Below are 15,217 nucleotides of genomic sequence, written 5' to 3'. Positions count from 1 at the left end.
CCCCCCCCCGTCTCCGGGCCCGCGCGTCCGCCGCCGCGGGCCGCACCGTCGGGCAACCGGGACGGGCGCAGAGACGCAACCAAGCGCACCCCATCGGCGACGAGCGCTGCCCCGGTCTCAGGTAGCGGCGAGCTTTTCGATCTCGTAGTCGGGCACGTCGACGCCCACTGTGAAGCTCGGGCTCCAGTCGATTCCGAGCTCGTCGGCGGCGCGCTGGGCGTCGATCGCGCCTTCCTTGCCCTCGTAGGTCGACCATGGATTGAACGCGACGAACGCAGGCTTGGCGTCCGGCGACGCCTCCCACGCCGCTACCAGCACCGTCCGCAAAGTCCCGCTTGTGACGACGTAGCCCAGCGGCACCTCCGCGCTGATCGACCATCCGCGGGTGAGGCCATCCGGGATCGATTCGACCTCGACCTGCAGGGATTCAGGAAGCGCGGCCTCTACGGCTTCGATCACGGCTGCGGGATCGGCCGGTTCGGCGTTCGGGTCGGCCTGTTCGGCGGCTGCGGGCGGCGGCGTCCCCGGGGTAGACGTACCCGCCGGGGAGCATCCGGTCAGCAGCAGCCCGGCGAGACTCACTCCGGCGGCACCGAGAGCCACGCGTCGCATCATCAGTCGCCCTCTGTGTATTCGTCCACCACGTCCGTCGCACGGTCGTGCGCCGCGATCTGCTCAAGTCTCACACGATCGTCGGCGTCAGAGAGAATGGGACGATGCGCCGTCTTGCCACGATGTTGCTCGCTGCACTCTCACTCGCTGCCCTCGCCGGATGTGCGCCGTCTCTGGAAGAACGCCGCGAGAGCCTCCAGGAGTCCATTGCGACCGTCGACGGGGTGGCGTACGCGGATGTCGCCGGCAGTGGCATCCGCGTCTCTGCGGAAGAGGGTGTCTCCGCAGAGGACGCCACGGAGATCCTGGACGAGGTGCGCTCGCTCGTCATCGAGGACGATCCGGAAGATGTCCCCACGGTAGACGTGTGGTTCACGGGGCCCGAGGATCGTGCATGGATCGGGTCCTGGGCGTTCGGGGCGATCGCCCAGGAGGGATTCGATCAGCAAGCGCAGTTCGTCGCCAGCCTGTCGGAGTGGGCCGGCATCAACGCCGCGGATGCGCCGTTCTCGAAGATCAGACTCGAGGTCAGCGACCCGACAACTGACCGGTTCCCTGACCAGTTCGTCTCGATCCAGGCGTACGAGATGTCCGGCCCTCCGTCGGAGCAGGACCGTGCCGAGCTGCTGGATTTGTGGGTCAAGAGTGGCGGCGACCCCGACGTGTACATCCACTGGCGAAATCGCTCATGAGGTACGCGCTCCCGCGGTGCGCCTGAAAGAGGGGACTTCGACCAACGCACCGCCCTGGCCCTGCGAGCCGTGTTCAAGAACCTACCCACCACCTACCCGCCCGAAGCTCTCAAGGCCCGGTTGCTGCCATCCTGGTTCCTGCACTCCACCGGCCCAGGCGTGCCCCGCACACTGAGGTCCTGGAACACCACACCCACCGTGTTGGACGCGCCTGTGATCATGGCTCCATGAGCTACCCACCGGTCTACCGCAGCGTGCGCCAGAGCGAGTCCGAGTTCCTCGCCGACTACGACCTGTCCCTGGCGAACTGGGCCGACGGGCAGGGCACGACGCTGCTCATGTACGCCCTGCGCAACCCCGAGCCCGCCTCCCGCGCTGCGATCTCCGGCCGCCTCCTGGACGACGGCGCCGACCCGGCCGCGACCTCTGGCGGCACCAACGCGCTGCACGTGTTGCTCAGCGCGACGTCGCACGACTTCGGTGCCGAGCCCGCGCTGCTCGCCCGCCTGCTCGAGGGCGGTGCCGACATCAACGCCGACACCGGCGACCGGTGGGGAACCCCGCTGCAGACGCTCGCCCGGACGTTCAAGTTCTCCGACGAAGAACTCGCCCCGTTCTACGACGTACTGTTCGCCCGGCCCGAGCTCGACGTCACCACGCCCAGCCACAAGGGCCGTAGCATCACCGAGAGCGCCCAAGCGGCCGGCGAGGCACGCGCAGGTCTCCTGGAGCGGTGCCTTGCGCACGCCCGGGCGAACATCGCCCCGCTGGAGAGTCGATGACGCTCGAGCAGGACGAGCTGTTCGCGTCCTGGCTCCAGGCGATGCACCCGCGTCTGGCGCGGTTTGAGGACTTCATCACCCCGCGGGAGGGGAGCGGCGGGTACACCCGGGAGTCCCTCGTCTCGCTCGAGCGGTACATCCTCGACAGGTGGCCCGACAAGAGAGCGTTCATCGACGAGAACGACACGGACTTCCTCGACGGTTCGACGCGGTACATCGGGGAGACGTACCTGCGCCTTGCGGGTGGCGGATGGTCGATCGACCACGACCCGGCGTTCATCTACACCGGGCGACCCGTGGTCCGGTTCGACACCGGGAGCCTGATGCCGGTCTCACCGGTGCACCTCATGACGACCATCCTCGCCCGGCGCACAGGTAACGTCCTGACCCGGATCTGGGACGGCCAGGCTGCCGCCGTGGAGCGTCGGCGCGAGGCAGAGGGGCCGGGCTGGGAGCCGGTGCGCGAGCCTGTGCCGGCGAGATCGTGATCTGGCGTGAGGGGACCCTGGACTTCGAGGCGCTGCAGCACCGGCTCGGGCGCACCGGCGCGACCCGCTTAGCGCTGAGACGTGTCCGACGTAGGGATCGCCCGGGCCAGGTACAGCCCGGTCTGCGGACGCACCCGCGCCCGGATGCTCACGCCGAGGGAGATCCGTCGATGAACGGGGTCCACGATCGTCCTGGAGAAGCCGGCACCGGTTCCGGGACAGATCACGCCGGCGTGGTCGGTCGGTGTGGGCTGGGGCTTCTACCTCTACCTCAACCAGAGTGACCAGCGCGTGCTGGTAGCAGTGCGCGGCTGTCACGGCCGCAGTGACGGGGGCTGCGCAATGGATCAACGACCGCGGAGGCATCTGTACCGGATCCCTGCCGTACCTCGAGTACCGAGTGAAGCCCATCCGAACCTCTACCAGGTGCGTCGCATCGCCAGGCTGATCGATCCCCCTGGAAGGAGAGGAATGCATGCCACCAGTGCAAGTGCACATCGGGTCCGTCGCGCGAGCGTAGCGCTCGTTGTCGTGGTCGTCCTCTTCACGACGATCACCGCCGCGTCGAAGGGAAGCCTGGGTCAAGGACTGCTCTATGGAGGCCTCCCTGCCCTGATCGTTGGAGGCATCGCACTCGGTGTCGTTCTTCGTGGGACCCGCAGCCGGGAGGCGCGCGGAGACTGCCGATGCGTGTCGTGCTTGCACTGCGGCCCGCACGCTGGGTGGCGTCGAGTACGTCTGACGCTGCAGAACCGACGGCGGTCTCAACCCACCAACGCACCACGCGTACTCCCGCTCAGGTCGCGGGCGCCGTCGGGTCCCAGACGAAGCCCAGCGCGTCGAGCGCAGCGAGCCGCTCAGGGCTCAGCCTCCCGCCCGTCCCCTCGCTGCGTCGGCTGCGCACCCACTGCCCGAGCCGGAACCCGTCGTCCCGCCGGTGCCTGATCGGTACGCGTGCGTGCCCGTGCTCCGCGACGTAGGACCCGAGAGCCTCGACGCCCTGGCGCCACAGGGCGTCGTTGTCCCGGACCCGCCACTCGAAGCCGAGCCCGTCGAGGACCTCGACCCGCCCCTGCGCGAGAAGTCCCTTGGCGTGCCGGGCGCGCACGTACGCGACCCAGTCGCCCAGCCTCCTACCGTCCGGGCTCACGAAGCCCGCCGGCACACGACAGTGCCCACGCTCGACCCGAAAGGTCTCGAGCGCGTCCACCCAGGCGCGGAAGGCCGGGTCGTCGGACCTGCGCGTCGCTCCCGTCGGCGGCGTCGAGGTCCACTCGAAGCCCAGCGCCACGAGCTCGTCGACGCGCTCGGCGCGCAGCAGGCCGTGACGGTGCTCCCACCGGCGTCGGGCGACCCAGGCGCCCAGGGGGGTCCCGTCGGGGGCGACGTGGTCGCCGGGGACCCGACCGTCCCCGTGCTCCTCCACGTACCGCGCGAGGAGCTCGACGCCCTCGCGCCACAGGCCGTCCTCCTCGTCGCGCGCGTGCCAGACGAACCCCAGGTCGTCGAGCTGCGCGACCCGTCGGGCCGAGAGCGTGCCCGCTTCCCGGGAAGCGCGCTGGCTCGACACCCAGTGCCCCAGGCGGGTCCCGTCGTCGCACTCGAACGTCGTCGAGATGTCCGGGCCGTTGCGCGCGACGTACCTCGACAGGCACGCCAGGTGAGCATCCCAGTCGGCCGCGTCCGGCACGCTCGGGAACTCGAACCCGAGGTCGCGCAGCTCGCGCTCCTGCGTGGCCGACAGCCGCCCGGCCCGCCGGTCGCGGCGCACCCGCGCGACCCAGCCCGACAGGTCGAACCCGTCGCTCGTGCGGTACGGGTCGGGCACCCGCGCATGACCGTGGTCGGCGACGAACGCCGCGAACGCCCGGTGGCTGCGGCGCTTCGACGTCTCGAGCGCCAGGGTCCAGTCCATCCCCACGGCGTCGAGGTCCGCCACCTGCTGGTCCGTGACCTCGCCCGACGCCCGACGCCGGCGCATGCGGCCGACCCATGCCCCGAGCCCGAACCCGTCCGCGGTCTCGTAGTAGTACGGGACGCGGGTGTGCCCGTGCTCGTCCTTGAAGGCGGCGAGCCGGTCCACGTTGCGCTGCCACTGCTTGAGCGGGTGCCGGACCTCGAACGCGAACCCGGCCTCGCGCAGCGCGCGCAGGCGCTCGTCCTTCAGGGTCCCGAGGGAGTGCTCACGACGCTGGACCTTGACCCACGTGCCGAGGGCGAACCCGTCGGGCTCGGTGCGGTGGCTCACGGGGACCCGGGGGTGCCCGTGCTCGGCGACGAACTGCACGAGGTGGGCGTGCCCCTCCCACCAACGTTCCTCGTAGCGTCCCACTCGACGGCCTCCTTTCCCTCGACGGCCCGCGCCGGCCCCTCAGGGCCGATCACCCGGGAAAGACACGCTGGGACCGCGCGTGTGACGGCAACGGCTCGATGGCCCGCATTTTTCATCCGCTGCTACGTCGGCCCGCCCCGCCGCACCCGCGCTCCGGTCACCCGTTCCCGGTGGCCTCGCCGTTCCGGTGGGTCGTTCCCGGTGACGTGGCCCGCCCGAGCCGATAGTGTCCCGCTGAGGGTCGCCGACCTCGCCGTGCCGTGGACCGAGCCTTCCGGTGGGGCTCGAGGGATGCGTGGTGCCATGTCCGCCTCTCCTGACGCGCTGGTCGGCCGCGAGCGCGAGCAGCGGCTCCTCGCCGCCACCCTGGCGGACGCTCGCCGTGGGGAGAGCCGGGTACTGGTCCTGCGGGGCGAGCCCGGGACGGGCAAGAGCACGCTGCTGGGACGCGCGGGCGCAGCAGCCCAGGACTTCACGGTCCTGCGCCTGGTCGGCACCGAGACCGAGGCGGATCTCCCGTTCGCCGCGATCCAGCGCGCCCTGCTCCCCCGGGCCGCACGGATCGAGACCCTGCCCGCTCCCCAGGCGGAGGCGCTGCGCGTGGCGCTCGGGACGTCGTCGGGCCCGGTACCGGACCGCTTCCTCGTGAGTCTCGCCGTCCTCTCGCTCCTCGCCGACCTGTCCGACGACGCCCCCACCCTGGTCCTCGCGGACGACGCCCAGTGGCTCGACCGGGAGTCGCTCGACGTCCTCGCGTTCGTCGGTCGTCGCCTGCACGCCGAGCAGGTCGCCCTGGTCCTGGCGGTACGGACCGGGACGCCGGGCGAGGCCGCCCTCGCCGACCTGCCCACCGTGGACCTCGCCGGGCTCGCGCGCGACGAGGCGCTCGCGCTGCTGCGTGGACGCGTGGGCACCGCCCTCGACCCGCAGGTGGCGGACTCGATCGTCACGGCGACCGGCGGCAACCCGCTCGCGCTGCTCGACCTGAGCGACGAGCTGAGCGCCGCCCAGCTCGCTGGTCGCGCGGTGCTCGGTGCGCCGCTGCCCGTCGGCAGCCACCTGGAGGAGCACTACCAGCGCCTCACCGGGGCGTACGGGGCCGCGACCCGCCGCTGGCTCCTGCTGGCGGCGGCCGAGCCCACGGGCGACGTCGCCTACGTCGCGGCGGCGTCGGCGACCATGCGGCTGCCCGACGACGCGTCCGCCCCGCCCGAGCAGGACCGCCTCGTCTCGGTCGACGGCCGGGTCATGTTCCGCCACCCCCTCGTCCGGTCGGCCGTCTACCGCGGGGCGACCGGCAGCGAACGCCGGGCGGCCCACGCGGCGCTCGCGGACGTGACCGACCGCGCGGTGGACGTCGACCTGCGCGCCTGGCACCTGTCGGCGGCCACGTCCGGTCCGGACGAGGCGGCCGCCGTCGCGCTCGAGGCGGGTGCCGTGCGCGCGCACGCCCGGGGTGGCTACGCGGCCCGAGCAGCCTTCCTCGCGCGGGCCGTGGAGCTCACCGCGCCGGGACCCCGGCGGGACGAGCGCGCGGTGTCGGCAGCAGAGGCCGCGTCCCTCGCGGGCTCGCCCGTCCGGGCCCTGGCCATGCTGGAGGGGGTCGACGACGCCTCGCTCACGCCCGACGTCCTCGCGCGGAGCCTGATGGCACGGGCCGTGGCCCGCAAGTACGCGGGTGCGCCACGAGCTGCTGCCGAGAGTCCTGCTCTCTTCCTGCGCGCCGCTCGCGCCCTGCGGGCTTCCGACCCGACGGCGGCGCGGGACGCGCTCCTCGCGGCGTTCGGCGAGATCCTCGCCGCGGAGTCGGCCGCGGGAGACGGGGTCCTGGCGGACCTCGCCCGCCAGGCGGCTGCCCTGGGCGCGGCCGGGCCGGCCGGTACCAGCGGGACCGGCACAGCCGACGAGGGCGCTGTCACTCCCACGACCGGCGACCGGCCCGACGACCTCGCCCCGACCCTCCTGAGCGCGTTGTCCGCCCTGGCGACCATGCCCGACGCGCGGTGCGTCCAGGCGCTCCGGTCCGCGGTCGACGCGATGCGCGAGCCGGGCGCGACGTCGTCGGAGACCTTCCGGCGGCACGGCCTCCTGGCCGTCGCCGCGACGACCGCGCTGTGGGACGACGCGGCCCGGGACGCTCTCCTGCGGCAGGCCGCCGCGCAGGCCCGCGCCGCGGGCGCCCTCCCGACCCTCGACTCGGTGCTGTGGGTCCTGTCGCTGTGCGAGACCGTCATGGGACAGCTCGACTCGGCGGACCGCCTGCTGGCCGAGGTCCACGAGCTCCGCGAGGCCGTGGGGCTGAGCCCCGAGCAGGCGCGCGTCTTCGCCAACGCCGAGCTGCTCGCGTGGCACGGCCCCGACTCTCCCGCGCTGCGCGACCGGATCGACGACGCCGAGCGTGCCGCGGCCCATCTCGGCATCGGCGGGGCCGTGAGCCTGGCCCGGACGGCGCGCGCGCTGCTCGATCTCGCGGCGGGCGACCACGCCGCCGCCTTCGAGGGGGTGGCCGTCGTCGCGCGCGAGGGGTTCATGCAGGTCGGGACGCGCGTCCTGCCGGACCTCGTGGAGTCGGCCGTCCGCAGCGGGCACGACGACGTCGCCCGCTGGGCGCTCGATCGGCTCGCCGACGTCACGCTCGCGAGCGGGGCGCCGTGGGGCCTGGGCGTGCTGTCCCGCTCGCGGGCCCTGCTCGCGCCCGACGGTGAGGCGGACGCCCACTTCCGCGACGCCGTCGGGCACCTGTCGCGGACCCGGTCCGTCGCCGACCTCGCCCGGGCGCACCTGCTGCACGGCGAGTGGCTGCGCCGCAGGCGGCGGCGCCGCGAGGCCGCCGCCGCGCTCTCGACCGCGCTCGACCTGTTCGAGCGCATGGGCGCCGACCCGTTCGCGGCGCGCGCCCGGCGCGAGCTGAGCGCCGTCACCGGTCGTGCGCCCGCCCCGCGCGACCGACCCACGACGGGGCTGACCGCGCAGGAGCAGACCGTGGTCGAGCTGGCGGTCACGGGCGCGACGAACGCGGAGATCGCCGCGAGCCTGTTCATCAGCACCCACACGGTGCACTACCACCTGCGCAAGGCGTTCCGGAAGCTCGGCGTCACGTCTCGTCGTCAGCTGGCGCACGCCCTGCGAACGCCCGACGGCGGAACGTCCGTCCCACGGTAGGCGGACCCGTCGGCTGCTCGGGCGGGCGCCCCGGCGACCGGGCTCAGGCAGGCTCCCCCGCTCCCTGGGGCGCACGGGCGTGGGCGAGAGCCCAGTCGAGCGCGGCGTCGGCCACGGCCTCCCAGCCCGGCTCGGCGCACGTCCAGTGCGACCGTCCCTCGAGGTCGAGGACCTCGGTCAGGGCGGGCGACCGGTGGTACTTGTGCGCGTTCGACCGGTTGACCGACGGCGGCATGATGTGGTCCTCGCCGCCCGTGACGAACAGGAGCGGCGCCCGGTCGGCGTCGTAGTCGACCCACGTCTCCTGCTTGCCCGGCTTGAAGTTGGCGATGAGCCCGTAGGCCCATACCCAGCTCCCGGGCGCCGGGATGTGGTACCGCTCGTACACCTCGAGGGACTCCTCCGCCGAGAGCGTGTTGGTGAACGCGTAGTGGAACTGCTCGGGCGTGAACCCGGCCGCCCGGTGCGCCTTGGCGGGGTTGTTGAGGATCGGGAAGAGCGACTTGATCTGCGAGGGCGGGTTGACCCGCACGCCCTCGGTCGGGGCCGCGTTGATCGCGACCGCCGACGCCCCCAGGCCGCGAGCCAGCAGGAGCTGGGTCAGGGTGCCGCCGAACGAGTGGCCCATGATGATCGGCGGCCGGTCGAGGCCCTCGATGACGCCCGCGAGGTGGTCGACGGTCTCCGGGACCGTGAGCCTCGCGATCACGTCCGGGTTCTCGCGCAACGCCTCGACCTCGATCTCGAAGCCCGGGTAGCCGGGGGTGAGCACGCGCATACCCTTGGCCTCGTAGTACGGGACCCAGTGCTCCCAGGAGCGCGGCGTCATCCACAGGCCGTGGACGAGGACCACGGTGTCGGGGGCGGTCGGCGGGGCGGTGTCGCTCATGGTGCTCTCCTGTGGCCGTCGGGCTGGTCCTCCCACGGTCCTCGGCGTGCGGGCGGCGTCGCATCACCCGTCGCGGGTAGTCCCCGCGGCGTGGCCGTCCGGCGAGGCCGCTGGTAGGGCCGCTGGTGGGGGCCGGCGGTACGGCTGGTGGTCCTCCGGGAGGCTCCCGGCGAGCCGTCCGACGGTATCGGGGTGGACAACCCGAGCCCAATGAGTCAATACTCTGATTCATTGATCCATTCGGAGGAGCCCACATGACCGGTCTGTCTCTCGTCGCCCTCGCCGCACTCGGCGCGCTCGCCGCCGCGGTCCTGGCGGCGGCCAACGTGGTCCGGTCCCGGCGCCACCCCCAGCGCCCCGTGCTCGACGCCGCGCTCCGGCACGAACGGACCACGTCCCTCGTCGCCGGCGTCGTCGCGCTGTCCCTGATCGCCTACGTGGTCTCGCCCGCGACGCTCCCGGGCCTCACGGGCGTCACGACCACCCCCGGCCTGCTCGTCGCCCTCTCGCCCTTCATCGCCGTCGTCATGGTCCTCGCGGTCCGCGCGATCGGCGAGCTCGCCTGGCCCCGTCCCCAGGGCGCGGTCCGCACGGCTCCGCTCGCCCGACGGACCGCCCACGGCCTCGGCGAGTGGCGACTGCCCCTCTTCCTCGCGACCACAGCGCTCACGGCCGCGGCCCTCGTGGTCTTCGGGCTCACCGCGGGTGAAGGAGGAGGCTCGGTCGACGCACCGCTCCTCGTCACGGTCGACGGATGGGTCACCGCCTCGTCCGGCCCGTACCCCGGCTGGCCCTACGCCGGGCCGCTGCTCGGCATGCTGGGTGTCATCACCCTCGGGGTGCTCGGCGTGCTGCGTCTCATCGCCCGGCGCGGCGTCGTGAGCGGGGCCACGGCCCAGGAGGACGACTCGCTGCGTCGGCTCAGCGCCGCCCACGTCCTGGCCGGCACGCAGCTCCTCACGGGCCTGGGATCGGCCGCCGTCATGCTCACCGCGGCCCTCGCCCTGCTCGGGGTCGACCGGACGGGAGCCGCCGTCCTCGTGTTCGCCGTCGGGTCCGCGATCGGCATCACGTCGGTCGTCGTCGGGCTCTCGGTGCTCGCCCGACAAGCCCTTCCCACCGTGCCCGGCACGCCCTCCGTGACGGGGGCGTCGGCCGCGACGCCCGCTCCTCAGGCATGAGGACCCTCACGGTCGACCTGGACTCCCCCGTCCCCGTCTACGAGCAGATCAGGACCCAGGTCGCGGCGCTCGTGTCGTTGGGGACGCTGAACCCCGGTGACCGGCTGCCCTCGTCACGTGACCTCGCCCGGGACCTGGGGGTCGCGGTCGGCACGGTGCAGCGCGCCTACCGGGAGCTCGAGGCGGCGGGCGCCGTCTCGTCCCGTCCACGGACGGGGACGGTCGTCACGGCGCCCGCGCACCGACGGTCGTCGGTCGCGGACCAGCGGTCGTTCGCCGACCTCGCGACGCAGATGGTCTCCCGCGGCCGAGAGCTCGGGCTGGACGACTCCGCGATCCTCGACATCGTCACGGGCCTCCTGCAGCAGCCGGTCGACGCGCCTCGCACGCACGCGCAGCGCTGACCCGACGCTGCCCTGACGGCGCGCGCACCGTGCGTCCGGTGCGGCCGAGCGCGTGGGCGGACCTGTCAGCCGGCGGGGTCGAGCTGGAACTCCCGCACCTCCTGGGCGCACCGGCAGGCGACCGCGATCTTCGCGGCCCACTCGAGCGCCTCCGCACGCGAGGGCACCTCGAGGACCGTGTACCCGCCCTCGATCTGCCTCGTCTGCGGGTAGGTGCCCGCGGTCACGGTGCCGTCCCCGTCGACCAGGACGGGCGGGACGCTCTCGTCGATCCCCCCGCCGAACACCCAGACGCCCGCTCGCTTCGCCTCCTCCACGACCGCGTGGGACGCGTCCGAGACCGCGGGCAGGTCCTCCGCGGAGACGTCCATGGCGCCGCTCGGGAACGAGATCAGGTACTTCGTCATCGCGTCGTCTCCTCAGCCTGGTTCCAAGGAACCATCCTCGCCGAAGCAGGCGCTGCCGGCACGACGATGCCGCGTCCCCTACCTGGGGACGCGGCATCGTCGGACAGCGGCGAGGCCACCGCGGCTGAGCCCGTCTTCCCCGTCCGTGCTCAGCTGCGGACGACCGTCCGCACACCGTCTCAGACGGCGACCGGAACCTGCGCGCGCAACGCCGCGGCGATCTTCTCGCCCCACACGTACGCCTCCTCGAGGTGGCCGTCGACCAGGGGGCCGGCCGCGTCCTCGACGAGGAACGAACGGAGCGGCACGAGCATCTCGTAGCCCTTGCGCGTGATGATGCGCGCGGCAGCACGGGAGGCGGACGAAGGGATGGCCCGACCGAGCGCGGTGCGGGTGTCGAACGTCGTGACCCACCGGGGGCCGTGCTCGTCCGAGCGGTCCTGGAGCGCGACGCACCACTCGCGCAGGCCGACGTTGCGCGCAGGCACGGTCCCGCCCGAACGCTGGACGGCCTCGGCCCGGGTGCCGGGGCGGCTCATCGACATGGAGTGCGTGGGACCGCCGGCGACCACGAGCGCGACGTCGTCCAGGATCGACGGGTCGGCGACCGCGTCCGCGACGTCCACGACCTTCACCGGCACACCGGTCGCCATGCCGGCCGCGATCTGCCGGGCGACCCTCTCACAGTTCCCGAACATCGACTCGAAGACGACGGCAGCAGTCAGGTTCTCTTCGTGGTTCGACATGCTCTCAGCGTCCCTGAGGACAGCTCTCGGGAACCACGGACGACGGTCCCTGGGAGGTAGGACCTTCGTCCCCCGGGCCCGGGTGGGCGAGGGCCTCGGACCCACCGTGCGAGCGTTCGACGAGCGCAGAGGCGACCAGGCGTGTTATGGACCGATCTGTCCCACTAGGTGTTCTCCACACGATTCGGGGCGAGCGCCCTCTCACCTGCTTCTCATCTGCCCGACGGCGGCGCTCACCAGGCGCACCAGGACGCCGTTTCGCGGACCCGCTTCGCACGCATACGTGTTTCCCCTTACGCCGCACCGCTGTTTGAAGACTCAACGACCTCTGGCTTAGCGTCGCAGCGTTCTGGTCGAGGTGGACCCGAGGCCTTGTGTCTCGCCGTCCACCACAACGAAAGCGAGATGCAGATGAGACGACTACGTGCGGCAATGATCGCCGCCGTGCTCGGCGCCACCGCCATTGTTGCCCCCGTGGTGCTGGCCCCCGCCGCCTCCGCGCACGGCTGGGTCACCTCCCCGCCGAGCCGTCAGGACAACTGCGCCACCGGCGCGACGTCCTTCGACTGCGGCAGCATCAAGTTCGAGCCGCAGAGCGTCGAGGCCGCCAAGGGCTCCATGCAGTGCAGCGGTGGCAGCGGCTACGCCATCCTCGACGACAACAGCAAGCCGTGGCCGCGCACCACGGTCGCCTCCTCCGTGAAGTTCCAGTGGAAGCTCACGGCCAACCACGCCACGACGACGTGGGAGTACTTCGTCGACGGCAAGCTCCACCAGACCTTCAGCTCGGGCGGCGCGCAGCCCGCGAAGGACATCTCCCACACGCTGACCAACCTGCCTGCCGGCGACCACACGGTCCTCGCTCGCTGGAACGTCGCCGACACCCCGATGGCCTTCTACAACTGCGTCGACCTCACCGTCACCGGTGGTGGCACGACGGGCGGCACCACCGGCGGCACCACCGGCGGTACGACCGGCGGTACGACCGGCGGCACGACCGGCGGCACGACCGGCGGCACGACCGGCGGCACGACCGGCGGCACCACCGGCGGGACCACCGGCGGCACCACCGGCGGCACCACCGGCGGCACGACCGGCGGCACCACGGGCACGCCTCAGTGCTCGGCCGGTCCCTGGGACACGGCCGTCGCCTACACGGGTGGCGCCAAGGTCTCGCTCAACGGCCAGCTCTTCGAGGCCAAGTGGTGGACCAAGGGCGAAAAGCCCGACGCCACCGCGCAGTGGGGCCCCTGGAAGAACCTCGGCGCCTGCTGAGGACCGCATGACGCGTGACGCGCTGGTCGTCGCGTGATACCGGTGACGCCGGGTCAGGAATTCCTGACCCGGCGTCGCTTTTTCCATTTCCCGGTCGAATGAATTTCTCGCGCCCTACGTAGGACCCCCTACGTGCTTCACCGGATTGTGCATGCCGATTTCATTGCATAGCGTCGAAGTTGTCCGATTCGACATGTGTAGGTCGCCCGGCAATGGGGCCCTACCGACTGCCATGGAGAGCGAGAAGAAAAGATGAGACGACTACGCGCGGCAATGATTGCCGCCGTCCTCGGTGTCGCCGCGATCGCGGCCCCTGTCGTGCTGGCCCCGGCCGCCTCGGCACACGGATGGATCACGTCACCGCCCAGCAGGCAGGACAACTGCGCGACCGGTGCCACGTCCTTCGACTGCGGCGGCGTCAAGTACGAGCCGCAGAGCGTCGAGGCACCCAAGGGCTCGATGCAGTGTTCGGGCGGCAGCGGGTTCTCGATCCTCGACGACAACAGCAAGCCGTGGCCGCGCAAGAGCGTCGGCAGCACGGTGACGTTCCAGTGGAAGCTCACTGCGGCTCACAACACGAGCACGTGGGAGTACTTCGTCGACGGCAAGCTGCACCAGACGTTCAGCCAGGGCGGCGCCCAGCCCCCGAGCAACATCTCGCACACGCTGACCAACCTGCCCTCGGGCAACCACACGATCCTCGCTCGCTGGAACGTGTCCAACACGGTCAACGCGTTCTACAACTGCGTCGACCTCACCGTCAACGGAGGTGGCACCACGGGTGGCACGACCGGCGGGACCACCGGTGGGACGACGGGTGGCACCACGGGCGGGACCACCGGCGGCACGACCGGGACGGGCGTCTGCACGGCTCCTGCCTGGGCGGCCGGCTCGGTCTACACGGGCGGCGCTCGCGTCTCCTACAACAACAAGACCTACGAGGCCAAGTGGTGGAACACCGGGGAGAACCCCGGCACGAGCGGCCAGTGGGGCGTGTGGAAGGACCTCGGCGCCTGCTGACGTGAGCACCGAACGGTCGGCCCTGGAGACAAGGGGCTGACCGACACCGCACCAGAACCGCGCCCGGGTCGCCTGGAACACCAGGAGGCCCGGGCGTCGTGCTGCGCGGCGCCGCCCGGGGCGGGCCGAGCGAGACGGGTGGTCCGGTCCGTCTCGCCGCAGCAGATCAGACCGGCGGCAGCTCGCGCCCCCGCAGCTTGTCGATCTCGCGCCGCTCCCGCTTGGTCGGTCGCCCCGCGCCGCGGTCGCGCACGGGCACGAACGGCACGGCCTCGCGCGGCAGCACGGGCGGGCTGTGGTCGACGTACGCCTTCGCGGCCTCGGGTGCCCCGACCCGCTTGGCGAGCAGCTCGACGACCTCCACGATCCGCTCGCGCTCGCCCCCGCGGTACGTCACGGTGCTGCCGACGCGCACGGTCGCGGACGGCTTGACGCGCACCCCGTCGACCTTGACGTGCCCGGCACGGCACGCGGCCGTCGCGACCGAACGGCTCTTGGTCAGGCGGACCGCCCAGAGCCAGCTGTCGACCCGCATGCTCACTTCCCTTCCCGACGTCGGACCACCCCAGCGTAGGCGGCGCACGTCGCGCGACGGTCCGGTGCGACCCGCCGACCACCGCAGCGGAGCCCGGCCCGACGGCGCCGCCCCCACGTGCCGCCGGCGTCGCGGCTGCCCGGGACCCGGTTCCGGACGGGAGCAGCCCCGAGACCCTTGCGCGGATCGTCCCCTATCGCCGTGCGTGTCCGGCCCGTCCGTGCCACGGTGGAACCGACCGGCGACGGTGCCGGTCCGGCCTCGACCGTGTCGTCGGCCGGCGAGCTCGTTCGACGAACGGAGTGGACCATGTGGTTTCTGTCGTGGATCGTGATCGGACTCATCATGGGGGCGATCGCCCGCGCCATCATGCCCGGCAGGGCTGCGGGCGGCTGGGTCGTGACCCTGATCGTCGGTGTCGTCGGCGCGTTCGTCGGCGGGTTCATCGGCCGGGCGTTCGGCTCGGACCCCAACCAGGAGTTCTGGTCGTTCTCGACCTGGTTCTGGGCGTTCGTCGGGTCGCTCGTCGTCCTGCTGATCTGGGGCCTCATCGCGGGCCGCAGGTCGAAGGCCTGACGCACGCTGCGCCGTCGGGCGTCCTGACGAGGCGCGGCCCGGGGCCCCCGGGCCGCGCCAGCCACCCACGAACCCCGAAAACCCGTGGACCGCTCGCGCCTCGCGCGAGACGCTGA

15 protein-coding genes are annotated in these 15,217 nt (G+C 72.4%); 9 read left to right on the top strand and 6 right to left on the bottom strand.

The window, feature by feature from the left end; translation table 11 throughout:
• Nucleotides 1-117: 117 nt before the first annotated feature.
• Nucleotides 118-603, bottom strand: coding sequence for a hypothetical protein (locus tag H9652_RS14125; protein ID WP_225228253.1), 486 nt, complete (start codon nt 601-603; stop codon nt 118-120).
• Nucleotides 604-716: 113 nt separating this feature from the next.
• Here H9652_RS14125 and H9652_RS14120 point away from each other — a divergent pair, with 113 nt between their 5' ends.
• The 3 genes from H9652_RS14120 (at nt 717) to H9652_RS14110 (ending at nt 2,574) form a co-directional block, all read left to right on the top strand.
• Nucleotides 717-1,304 carry a hypothetical protein gene (locus tag H9652_RS14120; protein ID WP_191796813.1) on the top strand — a complete coding sequence of 196 codons (588 nt, stop codon included), beginning with the start codon at nt 717-719 and terminating at the stop codon, nt 1,302-1,304.
• Nucleotides 1,305-1,531: 227 nt separating this feature from the next.
• Nucleotides 1,532-2,086 (top strand): ankyrin repeat domain-containing protein, encoded by a 555-nt coding sequence (locus H9652_RS14115; protein ID WP_191796812.1) that lies wholly within the window; start codon nt 1,532-1,534, stop codon nt 2,084-2,086.
• Nucleotides 2,083-2,574: a hypothetical protein gene (locus tag H9652_RS14110; RefSeq protein WP_191796811.1), complete on the top strand. Its 492-nt coding sequence runs from the start codon at nt 2,083-2,085 to the stop codon at nt 2,572-2,574. The genes H9652_RS14115 and H9652_RS14110 overlap by 4 nt, the downstream gene beginning before the upstream one ends.
• A gap of 796 nt (nt 2,575-3,370) precedes the next feature.
• Here H9652_RS14110 and H9652_RS14105 read toward each other — a convergent pair.
• Nucleotides 3,371-4,906, bottom strand: coding sequence for a helicase associated domain-containing protein (locus H9652_RS14105; RefSeq protein WP_191796810.1), 1,536 nt, complete (start codon nt 4,904-4,906; stop codon nt 3,371-3,373).
• Between the two features lie 303 nt (nt 4,907-5,209).
• Between H9652_RS14105 and H9652_RS14100 the strand changes: the two genes are divergently transcribed.
• Nucleotides 5,210-8,068, top strand: coding sequence for a helix-turn-helix transcriptional regulator (locus tag H9652_RS14100; protein WP_191796809.1), 2,859 nt, complete (start codon nt 5,210-5,212; stop codon nt 8,066-8,068).
• 43 nt (nt 8,069-8,111) lie between these two features.
• Here H9652_RS14100 and H9652_RS14095 read toward each other — a convergent pair whose 3' ends face one another.
• A complete protein-coding gene (locus H9652_RS14095; RefSeq protein WP_191796808.1) occupies nt 8,112-8,957 on the bottom strand; it encodes an alpha/beta hydrolase in 846 nt (281 codons plus the stop codon).
• 254 nt (nt 8,958-9,211) lie between these two features.
• On the opposite strand from H9652_RS14095, the gene H9652_RS14090 reads away from it, so the two are divergent.
• Together H9652_RS14090 and H9652_RS14085 are read left to right on the top strand one after the other, a co-directional pair.
• Nucleotides 9,212-10,138 carry a hypothetical protein gene (locus H9652_RS14090; protein WP_191796807.1) on the top strand — a complete coding sequence of 309 codons (927 nt, stop codon included), beginning with the start codon at nt 9,212-9,214 and terminating at the stop codon, nt 10,136-10,138.
• Complete coding sequence (locus tag H9652_RS14085) at nt 10,135-10,542, top strand: GntR family transcriptional regulator (protein WP_191796806.1); 408 nt, start codon at nt 10,135-10,137, stop codon at nt 10,540-10,542. The genes H9652_RS14090 and H9652_RS14085 overlap by 4 nt, the downstream gene beginning before the upstream one ends.
• A 65-nt stretch (nt 10,543-10,607) precedes the next feature.
• Here H9652_RS14085 and H9652_RS14080 read toward each other — a convergent pair whose 3' ends face one another.
• Nucleotides 10,608-10,949, bottom strand: coding sequence for a YciI family protein (locus H9652_RS14080; RefSeq protein WP_191796805.1), 342 nt, complete (start codon nt 10,947-10,949; stop codon nt 10,608-10,610).
• Nucleotides 10,950-11,128: 179 nt separating this feature from the next.
• Nucleotides 11,129-11,695: a flavodoxin domain-containing protein gene (locus H9652_RS14075; protein ID WP_191796804.1), complete on the bottom strand. Its 567-nt coding sequence runs from the start codon at nt 11,693-11,695 to the stop codon at nt 11,129-11,131.
• Nucleotides 11,696-12,127: 432 nt separating this feature from the next.
• Between H9652_RS14075 and H9652_RS14070 the strand changes: the two genes are divergently transcribed.
• Together H9652_RS14070 and H9652_RS14065 are read left to right on the top strand one after the other, a co-directional pair.
• A complete protein-coding gene (locus H9652_RS14070) occupies nt 12,128-12,970 on the top strand; it encodes a lytic polysaccharide monooxygenase (protein WP_225228252.1) in 843 nt (280 codons plus the stop codon).
• Between the two features lie 273 nt (nt 12,971-13,243).
• On the top strand, nt 13,244-13,990 hold the full coding sequence (locus H9652_RS14065) for a lytic polysaccharide monooxygenase (RefSeq protein WP_225228251.1): 747 nt from the start codon (nt 13,244-13,246) through the stop codon (nt 13,988-13,990).
• 166 nt (nt 13,991-14,156) lie between these two features.
• Here H9652_RS14065 and H9652_RS14060 read toward each other — a convergent pair whose 3' ends face one another.
• Nucleotides 14,157-14,525 carry an RNA-binding S4 domain-containing protein gene (locus tag H9652_RS14060; RefSeq protein WP_030150200.1) on the bottom strand — a complete coding sequence of 123 codons (369 nt, stop codon included), beginning with the start codon at nt 14,523-14,525 and terminating at the stop codon, nt 14,157-14,159.
• 309 nt (nt 14,526-14,834) lie between these two features.
• Between H9652_RS14060 and H9652_RS14055 the strand changes: the two genes are divergently transcribed.
• Nucleotides 14,835-15,101 (top strand): GlsB/YeaQ/YmgE family stress response membrane protein, encoded by a 267-nt coding sequence (locus H9652_RS14055; RefSeq protein WP_191796801.1) that lies wholly within the window; start codon nt 14,835-14,837, stop codon nt 15,099-15,101.
• Nucleotides 15,102-15,217: the final 116 nt, after the last annotated feature.

Source organism: Oerskovia rustica, from assembly GCF_014836555.1.
GTDB classification, from domain to species: domain Bacteria; phylum Actinomycetota; class Actinomycetes; order Actinomycetales; family Cellulomonadaceae; genus Oerskovia; species Oerskovia rustica.
The sequence above is the reverse complement of the archived record's forward strand: the minus strand, read 5'-3'. Positions and strand labels throughout refer to the sequence as shown.